This is a genomic window from Kitasatospora sp. NPDC041917 (assembly GCF_055589745.1).
On sequence record NZ_JBVJBI010000025.1, the window covers coordinates 1 to 19,794 of the forward strand.

The following is a 19,794-nucleotide window of genomic DNA, read 5'->3' on the forward strand; positions in this document are numbered from 1 at the left end:
GAGACCAAGGCGCCGCTCGACCCGGAGCAGCCGCCCTGCCTGGACGCCCGCAAGGGCCTCGGCCCCAGGCCGATCAACAACAAGTACGAGATGAAGTACATCAACATCGACCCGGGCTCGGTCGGCCCGCTCGGTGACGCGATCTACTCCGCCAGCTCCGCCGACCTCGGCCTGATCGACGGCTCCCGGGTCACGTACGCCCGGCTGTACTGGGGCGGCACCCGCGGCATCGACGACGTCGTGCTGCCGGAGAACCAGATCGACGAGGTGTACCTGAAGGTCCCGGGCGAGCCCGAGTACCGCAACATCGCCAACGACCAGCCCTCCATCGGCTACATCACCACCGACGTGGAGAGCAGCTACCAGGCCTCCGCCGACATCACCGACCTGGTCAGGCAGGCCGGCAACGGCACCTACACCGTCGCCAACATGGACTCGGTGGTGAAGCCGCACAGCTGGGGCGGCTGGACGATCGTGGTCGCCTACGAGAACGAGTGCAAGCCGTACCGGCACGTCCACCTGTGGGACGGCTTCCGGGTCGAGCTGCCCGACAGCCCGCCGCGCGAGTTCGACCTCACCGGGCTCCGGACCCCGGCCACCGGCCCGGTGGCGGGCAAGCTCGGCTTCGTGGTCTACGACGGCGACCTCAAGTGGACCGGCGACACCCTCGCCATCAAGTCCACCCAGGGCCCGCAGGCGATCTTCTCCGACCTCAACCACGCCTCCAACGACGCGTTCAACTCCACCATCGAGGAGCTGACCCCGGCCGACCAGTTCGTCCGCACCCCGTACAACCGCAACAACTTCGGCTACGACTCCAACCGCTGGGACATCTCGCCGTTCCTGCGCAACGGGGACAGCGACATCAAGGTGCTGTTCGACACCGACAAGGACGGCTACGACCTCGGCGTCTTCTACGCCTACGTCAACCTGGACGGCTCCACCGAGGGCTGATCCCCCGTCGCACCACGGCGCCGCTGCCGCCCCACCCGCACCGCGCGGGCCGGCAACGGCGCCGTCGCGTCCCGGCCCCGGGCGGCGCCGCGCAGCAGCCGCTCGCAGGGGCGCTCCACCCAGCGGTACAGCACGCCCGCGGCGGCCAGCGAACCGCCGGCCAGCAGCAGCCAGACACCGAACGTCGCGGCCCCCGGCGCCGGGCGGCCATGGACGGACAGCCAGCAGCGGACGCCGATCTCGTGCACCAGGTACCAGGCGAACGACCACTCGCCGAGCCGGACGGCCGTGCGGCCCGCCAGCAGCCGGGGCGGGCACCCGGCGGCGTCGCACCGGGCGGCGGCCGCCAGCAGGGCCGCGAACAGCGGCGCGGGGAGCAACTGGGAGGCGCTGTACGGGCCGTACCAGAGGGCGTCCGGGACAGCGGCGTGCCAGGGGACCAGCAGCAGGTGCCAGAGCGCCACGGCGGCGGCCGCCGGCAGGAGCCCCGACCGCGCCGACCGCACCCGGGGGAGCGCGCCGTGCCGCACCGCCAGGCCGGTGACCACGCCGAGGACGAACTGCGGAGTCCGGGTCAGCGGCAGGTAGTCCAGCAGCCAGCCGCGCACCGTCGGGTCGGCGGGCAGCAGGGCGCCGGCCGCCCAGAGCACCGGGCCGAGCGCGGTGCACAGGGCCGCGAGCGGCAGCCAGGCGCGCCGGCGCGGGGCCAGCAGGCGCAGCAGCGGCGGGAACAGCAGATAGAACCAGGCCTCGGCACCCAGCGACCAGGAGGCCGGGTTGCCGCCGTACACGGTGGGCAGCGCCCACGGGTGCACCAGCGCCAGCGACCAGAGCGCGGCCGCCACCGGAAGCACCGCGCCGATCGCCGCGTCCGCGCCCAGGGACAGCACGGTGGTCAGCAGGTGCAGCGGCCAGATCCGGGCGAAGCGGCGGCGGGCGAAGGTCAGGGCCCCGGCCGGGGCCGGCGAGGCCCCGTACGTCCAGGCCAGCACGAAGCCGGAGAGCACGAAGAAGAACGTCACGCCCGAACGGCCGTACCAGGCGAGCGGGCCGAGCACCGGAAGCGTGCCCACCTTGTGGGAGAGGTGGTAGAGCACCACCAGCAGGGCCGCCCAGAAGCGCAGCCCGGTGAGCGAGGGCAGGCGGGCGGGGCCGGTCGTGGGCATCGGCGCTCCGGGGGAGGGGGCGGGGCCGCGGGCAGAGCTGCGGCGCCCGGCTGAACGAGCGCGGCCGGGACGAGGTCACGCCTACGGCGGTCGAGGGGCCGGCCGTGTCCACCCGGCGGGCGCGTCCGGCGGCGGGCACCGGGGGCGCGTAGCCTGCTAGGGCCCGCGGCTCGGACCCGGCAGGGAATCCGGGGGCGGGCCCTGAGGACGCGGGTGCGAGGACGGTCCTCGGACGGACGGAGGGGTCGATGGCGGTCGAGGAGCAGCGGGCCGGGAGCCGGGTCAGCCGGCCGGAGAACCGGCTGGTCCGGCGCGGGTTCACCGACCCGGCGCGGGCGGTGCGGCTGCTGGAGGGCCCCGGGCTGGAGGGCCTGGCCGACGACCCGCTGCTGCTGGACGCGCTCGGCGCCACCGCCGACCCCGACCTCGCGCTGCTCGGCCTGGCCCGGCTGCTGGAGGCCGCCGACGAGGCCGACCGGCACACCCTGCGCGACACCCTCACCACCTCCAAGCCGCTGCGCGACCGGCTGCTCGGCGTGCTCGGCGTCTCCACCGCGCTCGGCGACCACCTGGCCCGGCACCCGCACGACTGGCACGTGCTGGTCACCTTCGAACTGCGCGACATGCACCCCGGCCCGGAGGACTTCCGCCGCGCCCTCGCCGAAGGCGTCCGGGACGACGCCCTCGGCCCCGCCAACGCGCTGCGCGTCGCCTACCGCCGCTGCCTGCTCGCCATCGCCGCCCGCGACCTCACCGGCACCACCGACCTCGCGCAGACCGCCGCCGAACTCGCCGACCTGGCCGGTGCCACCCTCCAGACCGCCCTGGACCTCGCCGCCGAGCAGGACCCGGAGGCCGCCGCGGCCTGCCGGCTCGCCGTGATCGGCATGGGCAAGTGCGGCGGCCGCGAGCTCAACTACGTCTCGGACGTGGACGTGGTCTTCGTCGCCGAGCCGCGCGAGGGCGTGGACGAGCCGGAGGCGATCAGGGCCGCGACCCGGCTGGCCGCCGCCCTCACCCGGCTGTGCGCGGACACCACCGGCGAGGGCACGATCTGGCCGGTGGACGCCAACCTGCGCCCCGAGGGGCGCAACGGCCCGCTGGTGCGCACCCTCGCCAGCCACCTCGCCTACTACCAGCGCTGGGCCAAGACCTGGGAGTTCCAGGCGCTGCTCAAGGCCCGCCCGGTCGCCGGGGACGCGGAACTCGGCGCCGCGTACGTCGAGGCGCTCGCCCCGATGGTCTGGCAGGCCGCCGCCCGGGAGAACTTCGTCGCCGACGTGCAGCAGATGCGCCGCCGGGTGGTCGACTCCATCCCGGCCACCGAGCTGGACCGCCAGCTCAAGCTCGGCCCGGGCGGGCTGCGCGACGTCGAGTTCTCCGTGCAGCTGCTCCAGCTGGTGCACGGCCGCACCGACCCGGCGCTGCGCAGCGGCAACACCCTGGAGGCGCTGGCCGCCCTCTCCCGGGGCGGGTACGTGGGCCGGGCGGACGCCGCCTCGCTGGACGCCGCGTACCGCTTCCTGCGCTCGCTGGAGCACCGCATCCAGCTGTACCGGCTGCGCCGCACCCACCTGATGCCCACCGCCGACGAGGACCTGCGCCGGCTGGCCCGCTCGCTGGCGGCGCTGATCAACGACGACACCCGCGCCGACCCGGTGGCCGCGCTGCAGCGCGAGTGGAAGCGGCACGCGATGGAGGTCCGGCGGCTGCACGAGAAGCTGTTCTACCGGCCGCTGCTGGACGCCGTCGCCGAACTGCCGCAGGGCGCCACCGGGCTGAGCCCGGACGCGGCCCGGGCCCGGCTGGAGGCGCTGGGCTACGCGGACCCGGCGGCCGCGCTGCGGCACCTCAGCGCGCTCGCCTCCGGGGTGAGCCGCAAGGCCGCCATCCAGCGGACCCTGCTGCCGGTGCTGCTCGGCTGGTTCGCCGAGTCCGCCGACCCGGACGCCGGGCTGCTCAACTTCCGCCAGGTCTCCGACGCGCTCGGCCGCACGCCCTGGTACCTGCGGCTGCTGCGGGACGAGAGCGCCGCCGCCGAGCAGCTGGCCCGGGTGCTGTCGGCCGGCCGGCTCGCCCCCGACCTGCTGCTGCGCGCCCCCGAGGCGGTGGCCATGCTGGGCGATCCGCGCGGCCTGGAGCCGCGCGGCCGGGCGGCGCTGCAGTCGGAGGTGCTGGCCGCCGTCGGCCGGGCCGGGTCCACCCACGCCGCGGTGGCCGCCGCCCGCTCGGTGCGCCGCCGGGAGCTGTTCCGCACCGCCGCGGCGGACGTGCTCGGGCGGCTCGGGGAGGACCCCGCCGAGGCGCTGGACACCGCGGGGGAGGCGCTCACCGCGCTCAACGCCGCCACCCTGGGCGGCGCGCTGCGCGCCTGCGTAGCCGGGTGGGAGGCCGAGCACGGGGACCTGCCGACCCGGATCTCGGTGATCGCGATGGGCCGCTTCGGCGGCCACGAACTGGGCTACGGCTCGGACGCGGACGTGCTCTTCGTCCACGAGCCGCTGCTCGGCTCGCTGGAGGAGGAGGCGGCCCGGGCCGCCCAGGCGGTCTGCCACGAGCTGCGCACCCAGCTGGGCGCGCCCTCCACCGAGCCGCCGCTGCTGGTCGACGCCGACCTGCGGCCGGAGGGCCGCAGCGGCCCGCTGGTGCGCACCCTGGCCTCGTACGCGGCCTACTACCGGCGCTGGTCGCACGCCTGGGAGAGCCAGGCGCTGCTGCGGGCCGAGCCGGTGGCCGGGGACGAGGAGCTGGGCGCGCGGTTCCGGCAGCTGATCGACCCGCTGCGCTACCCCGGCGGCGGGGTGCCGGAGCGGGACCTGGTGGAGATCCGCCGGATCAAGGCGCGGATCGAGGCCGAGCGGCTGCCGCGCGGGGCCGACCCGACCACCCACACCAAGATCGGCCGGGGCGGGCTGGCGGACGTCGAGTGGACCGTGCAGCTGCTGCAGCTCCGGCACGGGCACGAGCTGCCGGCCCTGCGCACCACCCGGACCAGGGCGGCACTGGCGGCCGCCGAGCGGGCCGGGCTGGTCGGGTCGGAGGACGCCGAGGTGCTGGACGCGGCCTGGGTGCTGGCCTCCCGGGTGCGGGCGGCGGTGATGCTGGTGCGCGGCCGGCCCGGGGACAGCTTCCCGGGGGAGGCCCGGGAGCTGGCCGGGGTGGCCCGCTACCTCGGGTACGGCTCCGGGCACAGCGGCGAGCTGCTGGACGACTACCGGCGGATCACCCGGCGGGCCCGGGTGGTGGTGGACCGGCTGTTCTACGGCTCCGGCTGACGGGCACGCGAAAGGGGCCCCGTGCGGGGCCCCTTCGACGTTCCGGGCGGCCGGCGTGGCGGGCCGGCGCGGCGCCGCTAGCGGCGTGCGCTGCTGACCGCGGGCTCGCTCCACTGCTCGGGCACGGTGACCGGCTGCTCGGCCGCCGTCTCCCGGGCGGGCACCCTGGGCAGCTTGTAGACCCACTCGTGGTACAGCCAGCGGGCGGCGAGGAAGCCCACCGCCAGGCAGAGCTCGCCGCCGACGGCGTCCATCCAGAAGTGGTTGGCGGTGGAGACGATGACCACCAGGGTGGCGGCGGGGTACAGCAGGCCGAGCACCCGGACCCACGTCCGGCGGGCCAGGAAGAAGATCGCCAGGCCGCACCACATCGACCAGCCGATGTGCATCGAGGGCATGGCCGCGTACTGGTTGGAGACGTGCGCGGCGGGCCCGGAGGCCATCGAGCCCCAGGTGCCGTGGACCTTCACGGTGTCGATGAAGCCGCCGTCGGTCATCAGCCGGGGCGGGGCCAGCGGGAAGAAGTAGAAGCCGACCAGGGCGATCCCGGTGGTCACGAACAGCACGGTGCGGGCCGCGACGTAGCGCCCGGGGTGGCTGCGGTAGAGCCAGACCAGCACGCCGATCGTGATCACGAAGTGCAGTGTCGCGTAGTAGTAGTTCATCCCGGTGATGAGCCACCCGACGCTGTCCACGGCGTGGTTGATCGAGCGCTCGACGGCGATGCCGAGGTGCTGCTCCAGGTCCCAGATCCAGCGCGTGTGCTTCTGGGCTATCGCTTCCTGTTCGGGAACCGCGTTGCGCACGATCGAGTAGATCCAGTAGCTGATCCCGATCAGCGCCAGTTCGAACCAGATCCGCGGTCTGGCCGGTGACCGGCGCTGGGCGCCGATGCGGCCGCGCAGGATGGCGGTACGGGACTGTGCGGCACGGGTGGCTCCATCGGGCAGGCGGCCGGGGAGGGCCTTCGCTGCTTCGGAACCGCCACCACTGGCCGCGTCGGCGCGCCCGGCGTCGCCTCGCTGGATCTCGGTCGGTTCCCCCATGGACGGCAAGTCTGCCAGACCGCTCGTAGCCGTCTGCTCATCCTCTGGAAGTGGATTCTTCACCGGCTGTCCCCCTTGAGGGCTAGGGGCCGGCTCCCACCGGGGTAGGGGGTGCTCTGGGGTTCGGTGCGTACCGGTGGGACGGACATGCGTCCCATTGTCACGCCCGTCGCTCCGAGGGAGTAATCGGGGTGGTCGGAGACGGTCGCCCACCTGGAAATTTCCCGGCACGAAACGGTTTCAGCATCTTGCTGAAACATATTGCAGGCCGCTAGCTTCCTGGGAAAATCGATCGCCCCTTCCCCTAAGGGAGCCCTCAGTGGCCGATGCCCCGCTCCGTCCCCGACGGAGCACCGCCCGACGAACCACCGGCCGCCGCAGACCGCCGGGCCGCACCGCCGTCCTGCTGGCCGCCGCACTGACCGCCGCCACCCTCGGCGGCGCCCCCGCGGCCCTCGCCGCCGCCCCGCCGGCCCCGCCCTCGGACGCCGCGCTGGCGGCCACCGCCGGGCGGCACGACCTCACCCGCGAACAGTTCTACTTCGTCCTGCCCGACCGCTTCGCCAACGGCGACGCCGCCAACGACGGCGGAGGCATCACCGGCGGGCGGCTGGAGAACGGCTTCGACCCCGCCGACAAGGGCTTCTACCACGGCGGCGACCTCGCCGGGCTGATCCAGCGGCTCGACTACATCCAGGACCTCGGCACCACCGCGATCTGGATGGCCCCGATCTTCAAGAACAAGCCCGTGCAGGGCAGCGGGGCCGACGCCTCGGCCGGGTACCACGGCTACTGGATCACCGACTTCACCCAGGTCGACCCGCACTTCGGCACCAACGAGCAGCTCAAGGAGCTGATAGCCAAGGCGCACGCCCGCGGCATCAAGGTCTTCTTCGACGTCATCACCAACCACACCGCCGACGTCGTCGACTACGCCGAGAAGCAGTACGGCTACCGCTCCGCCGGCGCCTACCCGACGCTCGACGCGGACGGGAACCCGGTGGACGAGACCGCCGTCGCCGACGCGGGAGCGCCCTGGCCGCGGACCACCAAGGACTCCTTCCCCTACACCCCGGTCTTCCGCACCCCGGCCGACGCCGGGGCCAAGACCCCGTCCTGGCTCAACGACCCGGCGCTCTACCACAACCGGGGCGACTCGACCTTCGTCGGCGAGTCCGCCACCGAGGGCGACTTCAGCGGCCTGGACGACCTCGACACCCAGAACCCCAAGGTGGTGAAGGGCTTCGAGAAGGTCTACCAGCAGTGGGTCAAGGACGCCGGCGTGGACGGCTTCCGGATCGACACCGTCAAGCACGTCAACATGGCCTTCTGGCAGCAGTGGGCGCCCGCGCTCAAGGACTTCGCCGCCAAGCAGGGCAACAAGAAGTTCTTCATGTTCGGCGAGGTCTACTCCGGGGACCCGGCGGTCACCTCGCCGTACGTCACCAAGGGCAGGCTCCAGGCCACCCTGGACTTCCCGTTCCAGGGCGCGGCCCGCTCCTACGTCTCCCAGGGCGGCTCGGCGCGCGGCCTCGCCGACGTCTACGGCCAGGACTACCGCTACACCGGCGCCGACACCGACGCGTACGAGCTGCCGACCTTCCTCGGCAACCACGACATGGGCCGCTTCGGCTCCTTCCTGCTCGCCGACAACCCGGGCGCCGACGACGCCACGCTGCTGAAGAAGGACCGGCTCGGCAACGAGCTGCAGTTCCTCACCCGCGGCCAGCCCGTCGTCTACTACGGCGACGAGCAGGGCTTCACCGGCGCGGGTGGCGACAAGGACGCCCGGCAGGACCTGTTCGCCTCGAAGACGGCCTCCTACAACGGTGACCGGGTGCTCGGCGGGCCCTCCGGCCCGGCCGACCGCTACGGGCAGGGCGGCGAGCTCTACCAGGGCATCGCCGGGTTGGCCCGGCTGCGCCGGGACAACCCGGCACTGGCCGACGGCGCCCAGGTCGAGCGGTACGCCGCCGACGGCGCGGGCGTGTACGCCTTCTCCCGGATCGACGCCGGGCAGCAGGTCGAGTACCTGGTCGCGGTCAACAACGCCGCCGAGGCGAAGACCGTCACCCTGGACACCTTCTCGGCGGGAACGGGCTTCGACCGGATCTACCCGTCCGCGGGGGACCGGATCACCAGCGGCGCCGACCGCAAGGCGACCGTCACCGTGCCGGCGCTGTCCTCCGTCGTGTTCAAGGCGGGCGCCCGGCTCGCGGCCGTCGGCCCGGCTCCGCAGCTCGCGGTGCAGCCGCCGGCGGACGGTTCGAGCGGACTCGTCACGGTCGGTGCGAAGGTCGACGGCGGTGGCTTCGACCGGGTGAGCTTCGCCGCCCAGATCGGCAACGGGCCCTGGCAGACCCTCGGCACGGCCGACAACGGCGTGTACAAGGTCACCCAGGACCTCGGCGCCGTCGCCCCCGGCACGGTGGTCCGCTACAAGGCCGTCGTGCGGGACTCCGGCGGCCACCTGCGCTCCGCCACCGCGAGCTTCACCACCGGCGCCCCCGCACCGAAGCCGGCGCCCACCGCGGGCTCCCGCCCGTACGCCGTCGTCCACTACAACCGGCCGGACGGCGACTACGACGGCTGGAACCTCTACGCCTGGGGCGACCTCGCCGACGGCGAGGCCACCCCGTGGCCGGCCGGGCACGCCTTCACCGGGCGGGACGCGTACGGCGCCTTCGCCTACGTGCGGCTGAAGCCCGGCGCCTCGGACGTCGGGTTCGTCGTGGAGAAGGACGGCGTCAAGGACGTCGACGCGGACCGGCACCTCGACGTCGGCAGCACCGGCGAGGTGTGGCTCAAGCAGGGCGACCCGGCGGTGCGCACCGCCGACCCCGGCCCGGGCAACACCCAGCCCGCGAACACCGCCGTCATCCACTACAACCGGGCCGACGGCGACTACGACGGCTGGGGACTGCACGACTGGACCGGCGCGGCCACCCCGACCGACTGGGGCAAGCCGCTGGCGCCGGTGCGCCGCGACGCCTTCGGCGCCGTTTTCGAGGTGCCGCTGGCCCCCGGGGCGACCAGCCTCAGCTACATCCTGCACAAGGGCAACGACAAGGACCTGCCCGCCGACCAGTCGCTGGACCTCGCCGTCAACGGCAAGGAGGTCTGGATCCTCGGCGGCCGCGAGGGCTACCTGCTGCCGCAGAACCCGGCCGCCTCCGCGCAGATCGACCTCGCCGGGGCCAAGGCGCAGTGGATCGACGCGAGGACCGTCGTCGTCCCGGCGAACTACGGCGCGGGCGACGAGGCCCTGGCCGGCGGCACCAGCGCCCAGCTGGTGTACGACCCGGCCGGCGGCATCAAGGCCGACAAGGGCGTGCTGACCAAGCCCGGCCAGTGGCTGCGGCTCACCCCGGTCAAGGGCGGGCCGACCGACGCCCAGAAGGCGAAGTACCCGCACCTGGCGGGCTACCGGGCCTTCACCGTGGACGGCCGGGACGCCGCCCGCGTCCCGGCCGCGCTGCGCGGCCAGCTGCTGTTCACCGAACACCTGCCCAACGGCGCCGTCCTGGCCGCCACCGGGGTGCAGATCCCGGGCGTGCTGGACGACCTGTACGCCGGGCGGACCGGCAAGGTGGACTTCGGACCGGCCCACTACAACGGCAAGGTGGCGCTGTCGCTGTGGGCGCCGACCGCGCAGGAGGTCTCCGTCCAGGTCTTCGACAGCGCCACCGGGGGCACCCCGAAGACGCTGCCGCTGAAGCTCGACGACGAGACCGGGGTGTGGGAAGTCGTCCGTGACAAGCGCGAGTTGGACGGCAAGTACTACCTGTACCAGGTGAAGGTCTGGGCGCCCTCGACCCAGCAGCCGGTGGTCAACACCGTCACCGACCCGTACTCGGTGGCGCTGTCCACCGACTCCGGGCGCAGCCTGGTCGCCGACCTCGACGCCAAGGAGCTCAAGCCCGCGGGCTGGGACGACCACGCCCGCCCGCAGGCCGTCCCGCCCGCGCAGCAGCAGATCCAGGAGCTGCACGTCCGGGACTTCTCGGTGGAGGACCCCACCGTCCCGGCTGCCGAGCGCGGCACCTACCTGGCGTTCACCGAGTCGAACTCGGCCGGCATGCGGCACCTGCGGGAGCTCGCCGATGCCGGGGTGACCACGATCCACCTGCTGCCGACCTTCGACATCGCCACCGTCCGGGAGAACCGGGCCGACCGGAAGCTGCCGGCCTGTGACCTCAAGTCCCTTCCCCCGGACGGCCCGAAGCAGCAGGAGTGCGTGGCGGCCGTCGCCGCCGACGACGCGTACAACTGGGGCTACGACCCGCTGCACTACAACGTGCCGGAGGGCTCCTACGCCACCGACCCCGGGGGGACGGCGCGCACCGTGCAGTTCCGGCGGATGGTGCAGGCGATGCACGCGGCCGGGCTGCGGGTGGTGCTCGACGTGGTCTACAACCACACCGCGGCCGCGGGCCAGGCCGAGCACTCGGTGCTGGACAAGGTGGTCCCCGGCTACTACCAGCGGCTCGACGCCGACGGCAAGGTGACGACGGACAGCTGCTGCGCCGACACCGCGCCCGAGCACGCCATGATGAACCGGCTGGTGGTCGACTCGGTGACGCTGTGGGCGCGCGAGTACAAGGTGGACGGCTTCCGCTTCGACCTGATGGGCCTGGACCCGAAGTCCACCATGCTGGACGTGCAGTCCGCGCTGCGGAGGATGACGCCGGACTCGGACGGCGTGGACGGGAAGAACGTCTTCCTGTACGGCGAGGGCTGGAACTTCGGTGCGGTCGCCGACAACGCCCGGTTCGAGCAGGCCACCCAGGCCAACATGGCCGGCACCGGCATTGCCACCTTCGACGACCGGATCCGGGACGCCGCCCGCGGCGGCAACTTCATGCTGAACTCCGCCCCGCAGCAGGGCTTCGCCTCGGGCCTGTACACCGACCCGAACGGCTCGGCCGCGAACGGCACCCCGGAGGAGCAGAAGGCCCGGCTGCTGCACGGGATGGACCAGCTGAAGGTCGGGCTGACCGGCAACCTGGCCGGCTACTCCTTCACCGACAGCTCCGGAAAGTCCGTCACCGGCGCCCAGGTCGACTACAACGGCGCCCCGACCGGGTACGCGGCGAAGCCCGGCGAGGCGGTGGAGTACGTGGACGCCCACGACAACACCGACCTCTTCGACGCCCTCGCGTACAAGCTGCCGACCGGCACCGCGCCCGCCGACCGGGCCCGGATGCAGGCGCTCGCGCTCTCGCTGACCGCGCTCACCCAGGGCGCGGGCTTCGCCCAGGCCGGCAGCGACCTGCTGCGCTCCAAGTCGCTCGACTCCAACTCCTACGACTCGGGGGACTGGTTCAACGCGATCCACTGGGACGCCGGCGACGGCAACGGCTGGGGCCGCGGCCTGCCGATGGCGAAGGACAACCAGGAGCAGTGGACGGCCGCGCGGTCCCTGCTGGCGAACCCGAAGCTGACGGTGGGCGCGGCCGACATCCGGGCGGCCTCGGCGCAGTACCAGGAGTTCCTGCGGATCAAGCGGTCTTCGCCGCTGTTCTCGCTGCCGAGCCTGGCCGCCGTCCAGCAGCGGCTCTCCTACCCGCTCTCCGGCACCGCCGGTGAGACGCCCGGGGTGATCACCCTGCACCTGGACGGCACCGGGCTGTCGGGGGCGGAGAAGGGCATCACGGTGGTCTTCAACGCCACCCCCGCGGCGCAGGCGCAGACCGTGCCGGCCCTGCGGGGCACCGGCCAGGCGCTGCACCCCGTCCAGGCGGGCGGGGCGGACCGGGTGGTGCAGCGGTCCGGCTTCGACGCCGCGACCGGCACCTTCACCGTGCCGGGCCGCACCGTGGCGGTGTTCGTCCAACACTGATTCGTACACTGCGACAACTCCCGGGCTCCGTACCACTGTTCAGGTGGTGCGGAGCCCGGCTCCGGTTCGGGGACGGCAAGGTTCCGTTCCGGACGCACAATGGCCGGAAACCGTTGATGGCACGGCCGGAACTGTGATGTGCCGGGTCTGCCTGGCGCTGGCGGCCGCTCTCCGCGGGGGAAAGCGGCCCTGAGTGCTGGTCACCGACCGTCGGCAGTGATCGAACTTTGTCCGGGGCATGAAAACCGTGTTCACGAGTTCGTCACGGGGTAACACAACTGACGAACCGTCCTGCATACGGTTTCGGTAATGAATCGGCCAATCCGTGGCATGCATCTGTCATTAACCGCTCGGTAGCTGCCACGATTCCCCCGGCTGTAGACGAGGGGGCCCCACCCCCCGGTGCAGCTGTTCCAGTTCAGGTGCAGCGCGTCCCGACCCTGCAAACGAGTTGTGAGCAACGCATCCGCACTCCCGTCGCACCCGGCGGGGGCCCCCACTGCGCCGCAACCGCGGCCCAGGTTTCTCTCCACCGTGCGCGACCCGGCGCCGGTCGGAAAAGGAGTCCGCATGTCCCGTTACGCTCACGCCCGGAAGGCGGCGGTTGTCATGGCCGCCTCCACCGCGCTGCTGGTCACCGGCATACCGGTGATCGCCCAGGCGGCCACGCCGGACGCGCCGGCCGCCGTCGCGGCCCAGCAGGCGAGCCGCGCCCAGCTGATCTCCGTCGCGAACCAGCAGACCGCCTCCCTCGCCCAGACCCTGGGCCTGAGCGGCACCGAGAAGCTGGTCACCAGGGACGTCATCCAGGACGCGGACGGCACCCGCCACCTGCGGTACGAGCGCACCCTCGACGGACTGCCCGTCCTGGGTGGGGACCTGGTGGTGCACCAGGCGCCCACCGGTGCGACCAAGAGCGTTGACCGGGCCAGCACCGCCTCGCTGAGCGGTGTGAGCACCACGCCGAAGCTGGCCGCGCCGGCCGCGCAGAGCGCCGCGCTCGCCGCCGAGTCGGGCACCGCGGTCGACACCGCGCCGCGCCTGGTGGTCTGGGCCGGGGACAACAGCCCCCGGCTGGCCTGGGAGACCGTCGTCTCCTCCACCAAGTCGGACGGCACCCCGAGCAAGATGCACGTCGTCACCGACGCCACCAGCGGCCAGGTCATCCAGCAGTGGGACGGCATCGAGACCGGCTCCGGCAAGGGCGTCTTCGTCGGCAACGTCACCATCGGCACGACCCAGTCGGGCTCGACGTTCCAGATGAAGGACACCACCCGCGGTGGGATGTACACCACCAACCTGAACCACGGGTCCTCGGGCACCGGCACGCTGTACAGCAAGGCGACCGACACCTGGGGCGACGGCACCGTCAACAACGGCGAGTCCGCCGCGGTCGACGCCCACTTCGGTGTCGCGGCCACCTGGGACTACTACAAGAACACCTTCGGCCGCAACGGCATCCGCAACGACGGTGTCGGCGCCTACAGCCGCGTCCACTACGGCAACAACTACGTGAACGCGTTCTGGGACGACTCCTGCTTCTGCATGACGTACGGCGACGGCAGCAACAACACCGCGCCGCTCACCGAGCTGGACGTCGCGGGCCACGAGATGAGCCACGGCGTCACCGCGGCCACCGCCAACCTGACCTACTCGGGCGAGTCCGGCGGCCTCAACGAGGCCACCTCGGACATCTTCGGCACCATGGTCGAGTTCTCCGCCAACATCCCCACCGACAACCCCGATTACCTGATCGGTGAGTTGATCAACATCAACGGCGACGGCACCCCGCTGCGCTACATGGACAAGCCGTCCAAGGACGGTGCCTCGGCCGACTACTGGTCCTCCACCGTCGGCAACAAGGACGTCCACTACTCCTCCGGCGTCGCCAACCACTTCTTCTACCTGCTGTCCGAGGGCAGCGGCGCGAAGGTCATCAACGGCGTCAGCTACGACTCGCCGACCCAGGGCAACATCACGGTCACCGGCATCGGCCGGGACAAGGCCGCGGCCGTCTGGTACCGCGCGCTGACCACCTACATGACCTCCAGCACCAACTACGCCGCGGCGCGCATCGCGACGGAGAAGGCGGCCACCGACCTGTACGGCGCCGGCAGCGCCGAGCTGACCGCGGTCAGCACCGCCTGGGCGGGCGTCAACGTCGGCACCGCGCCCAGCGGCGGCGTCACCGTCACCAACCCGGGCAACCAGTCCACCGCCGTCGGCGGTGCGGTGAACCTCCAGGTCAGCGCCACCGGCGGCACCGCCCCGCTGACCTACACCGCGACCGGCCTGCCCACCGGCCTGTCGATCTCCTCCTCCGGCGCGATCACCGGTACCGCCTCCACCGCGGGCACCTACAACGTGACCGTCACGGCGAAGGACTCGGCCGGCAAGACCGGCAGCACCAGCTTCACCTGGACCGTCTCCACCGGTGGCGGCAGCTGCACCCCGGCGCAGCTGCTGGGCAACGCGGGCTTCGAGACCGGCACCGCCACCCCGTGGACGGCGTCCAGCGGCGTGGTGGACAACAGCTCTTCGCAGGCGGCCCACGGCGGCTCCTGGAAGGCGTGGATGAACGGCTACGGCTCGACCCACTCGGACTCGCTGTCGCAGACGGTGAGCATCCCGTCGGGCTGCAAGGCGACGCTGAGCTTCTGGCTGCACATCGACACCGCCGAGTCGGGCAGCACCGCGTACGACAAGCTGACCGTGTCGGTCAACGGCACCGCGCTGAAGACCTACTCCAACGTGGACGCCGCGGCCGGCTACCAGCAGCGCACCTTCGACCTGTCGGCCTACGCGGGCCAGACGGTCACCGTGAAGTTCGCCGGGACCGAGGACGCCTCGCTCCAGACCAGCTTCGTGATCGACGACACCTCCGTCCAGACCGGCTGAGCCCGGGCCGGCTCCTGAAGGGCCGGTGAACCAGGACAGGTGAGGGGCCCGGCGGCTACGGCCGCCGGGCCCTTGTCGTGCCGTCCGGGGTTCCGTCCGAGGTCTTGACGGCCCTCGCGGGCGCCTCTAGGTTCGGCGCTGCAAGTTTCGGCAAGTTGCAGAAACTTCCTGCAGGCTTCACCTCCGGCTGCCCCACCCCAGCCACCCCCTCAGGAGACGACGTGGTCACCACCGCCCCCACCCTCCCCCGGCCCTCGGCCGGGAGGACCCCCAGGCGCGCCCGCGCGGCCGGTGCGCTCGCCGCCTCGGCGGCGCTCGCGCTCTCGCTCGGCACCTCCCTGGGCGCCCCCGCCGCCCAGGCCGCCCCGCCGGCCAACAACGGCAAGGACGTCACCGCCACCCTCTTCGAGTGGCGCTTCGACTCCGTCGCCCAGGCCTGCACCTCCACCCTCGGCCCCAAGGGCTACGGCTTCGTCGAGGTCTCCCCGCCGCAGGAGCACATCCAGGGCGCGCAGTGGTGGACCTCCTACCAGCCGGTCAGCTACCGGATCGCCGGACGGCTCGGCGACCGCACGTCCTTCAAGGACATGGTCGCCGCCTGCCACGCGGCCGGCGTCAAGGTGATCGCCGACGCGGTGGTCAACCACATGTCGGCGGGCTCCGGCACCGGCACCGGCGGTACCGCGTACACCAAGTACACCTACCCCGGCACGTACCAGGACCAGGACTTCCACACCTGCCGCCAGCCGATCACCAACTACCAGGACCGCGGCAACGTCCAGAACTGCGAGCTGGAGAACCTCTCCGACCTGAACACCGGCAGCGCGTACGTCCAGACCACCATCGCGCACTACCTGGACGACCTCGCCTCGCTCGGCGTCGACGGCTACCGGATCGACGCCGCCAAGCACATCGCCGCCGCCGACCTCGCGGCGATCAAGGCCCGGATGGCCAACCCGGCGGCCTACTGGGTCCAGGAGGTCATCTACGGCGCCGGCGAGCCGGTCCAGCCCACCGAGTACACCGGCACCGGCGACGTGGACGAGTTCCGGGTCGGCACGGACCTCAAGCGGATGTTCACCACCGACAAGCTCGCCAACCTCAGCGGCTGGGGCGCCTCCTGGGGCTACCTGCCGAGCGGTCAGGCGCGCGCCTTCGTCGACAACTGGGACACCGAGCGCAACGGATCCACCCTCAACTACACCTACGGCAACACCTACACGCTCGCCAACGTCTTCCTGCTGGCCTCGCCGTACGGCGCCCCCGACATCCACTCCGGCTACACCTTCGCCAACAAGGACGACGGCCCGCCGAACGGCGGCACCGTCAACGCCTGCTACCAGGACGGCTGGAACTGCACCCACGCCTGGCGGCAGGTCGCCAACATGGTCGGCTTCCGCAACGCGGTGGCGGGCACCGGAGTGACCGACTGGTGGTCCAACGGCGGCAACGCGATCGCCTTCGGACGCGGCAACAAGGGCTACGTCGCGATCAACCACGAGGGCGGCGCGATCACCCGGACCTTCCAGACCGGGCTGCCGGCCGGCACCTACTGCGACGTCCAGCACGGCGACCCGCAGTCCGGCGGCGGCTGCACCGGCCCGACGTACCAGGTGGGCGCCAACGGGCAGTTCACCGCGACGGTCGGTGCCGGCGACGCGGTCGCGCTGTACGTCCAGTCCGGCGCGAGCGTCTCCGGCGCCTCCTTCAACGTCAACGCGACCACCTCGGTCGGGCAGAACGTCTACGTGGTCGGCGACGCCGCGGCGCTCGGCGCCTGGGACCCGGCGAAGGCCCTGCCGCTCTCCTCGGCGGGCTACCCGGTCTGGTCGCTGGCGCTGTCGCTGCCGGCCGGCACGTCCTTCCAGTACAAGTACGTCCGCAAGGACGCGAGCGGCGCGGTCACCTGGGAGTCCGGCGCCAACCGGACGGCGACGGTGCCCTCGGGCGGGACCGTCGCGCTGAACGACACCTGGCGGCCGTGAGCCGCGGGTCCCGGTCCGCCCCGGATCCCCGTCGGCCCGCTCCGGCGGGGATCCCCCGCGAGGGCGGCCGGGAGGCGGGCGGCGCGGCCGTCCGTCACCCCCGCCCGATGTACGGCATGGCCGTCGCCAACACGGTGGCGAACTGCACATTGGCCTCCAACGGCAGCCCGGCCATGTGCCGCACGGTGCGCGCCACGTCGGCCACGTCCATGGTCGGCTCGGGGGCGATCCGGCCGTCCGCCTGACGCACGCCCGCGCCCATCGCCGCCGTCATGTCGGTCGCCGCGTTGCCGATGTCGATCTGCCCGCAGGCGATCCGGTACGGGCGGCCGTCCAGCGACAGCGACTTGGTCAGGCCGGTGACGGCGTGCTTGGTCGCGGTGTAGGCGATCGAGTGCGGGCGCGGGACGTGCGCGGAGATCGAACCGTTGTTGATGATCCGGCCGCCCTGCGGGTCCTGCGCCTTCATCTGCCGGAACGCGGCCCGGGCGCAGAGGAAGGCGCCGGTCAGGTTGAGGTCGACGACGGCCCGCCAGTCCTCGACCGACAGCTCCTCCAGCGGGACGGCCGGGCCGAAGACGCCGGCGTTGTTGAACAGCAGGTCCACCCGGCCGTGACGCCCGGCGGCCGCGGCGAACAGCGCGTCCACCGCCTCCGGGTCGGTGACGTCGGCCGGCACCACGTCGGCCGGGGCGGCGCAGAGCCGGGCGGTCTCCCGCAGCGGTCCGGGCCGCCGGCCGGCCAGCACCGTCCGCCAGCCGTCCGCGGCCAGTTCGACCGCCACGGCGCGGCCGACGCCGCTTCCGGCTCCGGTGACGACGGCGATCCGCTGGTTCATGGCACCCTCCTCGATGACTGTTCCCGGTCGGCCCTGGGCGTGCCCTGGAGATCGTCGCGGACCGGCGACCCGCCGTCACTGGTCAAAGCCACCGAAATCGGGACGGCTCGGCGAGAGCCCGGCGGTCACCCCCGCCATCCGACCCCCGCCGACCGGGGGGAGTGGTGAAGGCCTTGACCCGATCGCGAACAAACATTGGATTTCCGGTGGCCACCGCGCAACCGGGCCACCCGGGCCCACGTCATAAGATCGCAGGAAGGCGCACCCCCGCGAGGGGCGGCGCGCCATCGCTCCGGGGGACGCGCCAGCGCTGTGCCCCCGGTCTGTCCGGCCCCACCGGGGGGCCGCCGCCCGGTCAGACGGACCGGGCGCGACATCGGTCGGAGAGTCCTCACCGTGCTTAGGCAGTCGTCCCGTTCCCGCGCCGTCCTGTCCGGCGCCGCCGTGCTCGCCCTGGCCGCCTCGCTCGCGGCCTGCGGGAGTTCCGGCGGTGGGAAGGGGGACAGTGCCAAGAACGCCACCCCGGCCGGCGGCAGCAGCTCGGCGGGCAGCCCGAGCGCCGGCGGCACCAGCCCGGCCGCGACCGGCACCGCCACCGCGGCCTCCTCCGGCAAGGTGCTGATGCCCACCGGGCCCGCCGCCGCCCTCAACAAGGTCCGGGACACCGGCGCCGGCCCGATCATGATGACCAAGGTGACCGGCGCCAAGTCCGGCGTCACCGGCCAGGTCTGGGTCTGGCTGCCGCCCGAGTACAACGACCCCAAGTTCGCCAAGACCGGCTTCCCGGTGCTGACCCTGTTCGCGGGCGGCCAGAGCAACGGCTACAACACCTGGACCGACAACCAGCTGCCGATCCAGGAGGAGAACGAGCGGCTGGTCAAGGAGGGCAAGTCCCACCCGTTCATCATGATCATGCCGGTGCAGAACTTCAACAGCGACGAGAAGAACGCGCTGGACTGCTCCGACATCCCGGGCCAGCCCAAGATGGCCACCTGGATGGCCGAGGACCTCCCGGACTTCGTCCGCGCCAACTTCCGCACCGTGAAGGGCCGCGACGGCTGGGGCGTGATGGGGGCCTCCACCGGCGGCTTCTGCAGTGCCAAGCTCGCCCTCCAGTACCCGCAGGTCTACAAGGCCGCGGTGCCGATCGACGGCTACTTCATCCCGGACTCGGGGCTGTGGAAGGGCCACGACGCGGAGCGGGCCGCCAACAACCCGGACGTGCTGGTCGCCCAGGGCAAGGCCGACGTGAGCATGCTGGTGACCGCGGGCGGCGCCAACCCGTACGAGACCAAGGTGGTCAAGACCTGGGTGGACAAGGCGGTCCCGCCGGTGACCCTCCAGTACCACGAGCAGCCCGGTGGCAAGCACCTGACCTCGGACTTCAAGAAGATGATCCCGGACACCCTGGTGTGGCTCTCCGCCCACCTGGCGGGGCCGGCGGCCGACTGAGGGCCCGCCCTTCGGCTGCCCGCGCTGCCCGCACGGCCCGCGCTGCCCGCACGGCCCGCACTGCCCGCACGGCCCGCACTGCCCGCACTGCCCGCACTGCCTGTGCCGCTCGGACTGCTCGGACTGCCGTACTGCTCTCACCCGTACCGCCGGTGCCGGGACGCGTTCGCGCTCCCGACGCCGGCGGTCCTGCTTTCCGGCGGCGCCGAGCAGGTTGCGCCGCCCGTCCGCAGGCCCGTGACCTGCGCGTCAATCGGACATTGATTCGCTTCTGATCGACTGCGAGCACCTTGGCTGGGGCGGTCCTCCACCGGCCGCCACCACCCGCCGTGCCCCAA

General features: G+C 72.8%; 9 protein-coding genes. 6 read left to right on the forward strand and 3 right to left on the reverse strand.

What is annotated here, in order from left to right:
* Positions 1 to 954 (forward strand): hypothetical protein (locus ACZ6EM_RS26665; RefSeq protein WP_465773400.1); only part of this gene is annotated, 954 nt, incomplete at its 5' end.
* Here ACZ6EM_RS26665 and ACZ6EM_RS26670 read toward each other — a convergent pair.
* Complete coding sequence (locus ACZ6EM_RS26670; RefSeq protein WP_465773401.1) at positions 921 to 2,120, reverse strand: acyltransferase family protein; 1,200 nt, start codon at positions 2,118 to 2,120, stop codon at positions 921 to 923. The two genes, ACZ6EM_RS26665 and ACZ6EM_RS26670, sit on opposite strands and share 34 nt — an antisense overlap.
* A 248-nt stretch (positions 2,121 to 2,368) precedes the next feature.
* Here ACZ6EM_RS26670 and ACZ6EM_RS26675 point away from each other — a divergent pair, with 248 nt between their 5' ends.
* The gene (locus tag ACZ6EM_RS26675) at positions 2,369 to 5,395 is read left to right on the forward strand and encodes a bifunctional [glutamine synthetase] adenylyltransferase/[glutamine synthetase]-adenylyl-L-tyrosine phosphorylase (protein ID WP_452178355.1); all 3,027 of its coding nucleotides are present in this window, start codon (positions 2,369 to 2,371) and stop codon (positions 5,393 to 5,395) included.
* Between the two features lie 77 nt (positions 5,396 to 5,472).
* On the opposite strand, the gene ACZ6EM_RS26680 is transcribed toward ACZ6EM_RS26675, so the two are convergent.
* The gene (locus tag ACZ6EM_RS26680; RefSeq protein ID WP_465773402.1) at positions 5,473 to 6,441 is read right to left on the reverse strand and encodes a phosphatase PAP2 family protein; all 969 of its coding nucleotides are present in this window, start codon (positions 6,439 to 6,441) and stop codon (positions 5,473 to 5,475) included.
* 319 nt (positions 6,442 to 6,760) lie between these two features.
* On the opposite strand from ACZ6EM_RS26680, the gene pulA reads away from it, so the two are divergent.
* The 3 genes from pulA (at position 6,761) to ACZ6EM_RS26695 (ending at position 17,166) form a co-directional block, all read left to right on the forward strand.
* Entirely contained in the window at positions 6,761 to 12,283 is a 5,523-nt protein-coding gene (gene pulA, locus ACZ6EM_RS26685; protein WP_465773403.1) for a pullulanase-type alpha-1,6-glucosidase, read from the forward strand.
* 570 nt (positions 12,284 to 12,853) lie between these two features.
* Entirely contained in the window at positions 12,854 to 15,181 is a 2,328-nt protein-coding gene (locus tag ACZ6EM_RS26690) for a M4 family metallopeptidase (RefSeq protein WP_452178357.1), read from the forward strand.
* Between the two features lie 221 nt (positions 15,182 to 15,402).
* A complete protein-coding gene (locus ACZ6EM_RS26695) occupies positions 15,403 to 17,166 on the forward strand; it encodes a carbohydrate-binding module family 20 domain-containing protein (protein ID WP_465773404.1) in 1,764 nt (587 codons plus the stop codon).
* A 94-nt stretch (positions 17,167 to 17,260) separates the two neighbouring features.
* On the opposite strand, the gene ACZ6EM_RS26700 is transcribed toward ACZ6EM_RS26695, so the two are convergent.
* Complete coding sequence (locus ACZ6EM_RS26700; RefSeq protein WP_465773405.1) at positions 17,261 to 18,004, reverse strand: SDR family oxidoreductase; 744 nt, start codon at positions 18,002 to 18,004, stop codon at positions 17,261 to 17,263.
* 396 nt (positions 18,005 to 18,400) lie between these two features.
* On the opposite strand from ACZ6EM_RS26700, the gene ACZ6EM_RS26705 reads away from it, so the two are divergent.
* On the forward strand, positions 18,401 to 19,456 hold the full coding sequence (locus ACZ6EM_RS26705) for an alpha/beta hydrolase (protein WP_452178360.1): 1,056 nt from the start codon (positions 18,401 to 18,403) through the stop codon (positions 19,454 to 19,456).
* Positions 19,457 to 19,794: the final 338 nt, after the last annotated feature.

Coding starts and splice junctions, on each gene's coding strand:
- ACZ6EM_RS26670 (WP_465773401.1), bottom strand. CDS start 2,120: ATGCCCACGACCGGCCCCGCCCGCCTGCCCTCGCTCACCGGGCTGCGC.
- ACZ6EM_RS26675 (WP_452178355.1), top strand. CDS start 2,369: ATGGCGGTCGAGGAGCAGCGGGCCGGGAGCCGGGTCAGCCGGCCGGAG.
- ACZ6EM_RS26680 (WP_465773402.1), bottom strand. CDS start 6,441: ATGGGGGAACCGACCGAGATCCAGCGAGGCGACGCCGGGCGCGCCGAC.
- ACZ6EM_RS26690 (WP_452178357.1), top strand. CDS start 12,854: ATGTCCCGTTACGCTCACGCCCGGAAGGCGGCGGTTGTCATGGCCGCC.
- ACZ6EM_RS26700 (WP_465773405.1), bottom strand. CDS start 18,004: ATGAACCAGCGGATCGCCGTCGTCACCGGAGCCGGAAGCGGCGTCGGC.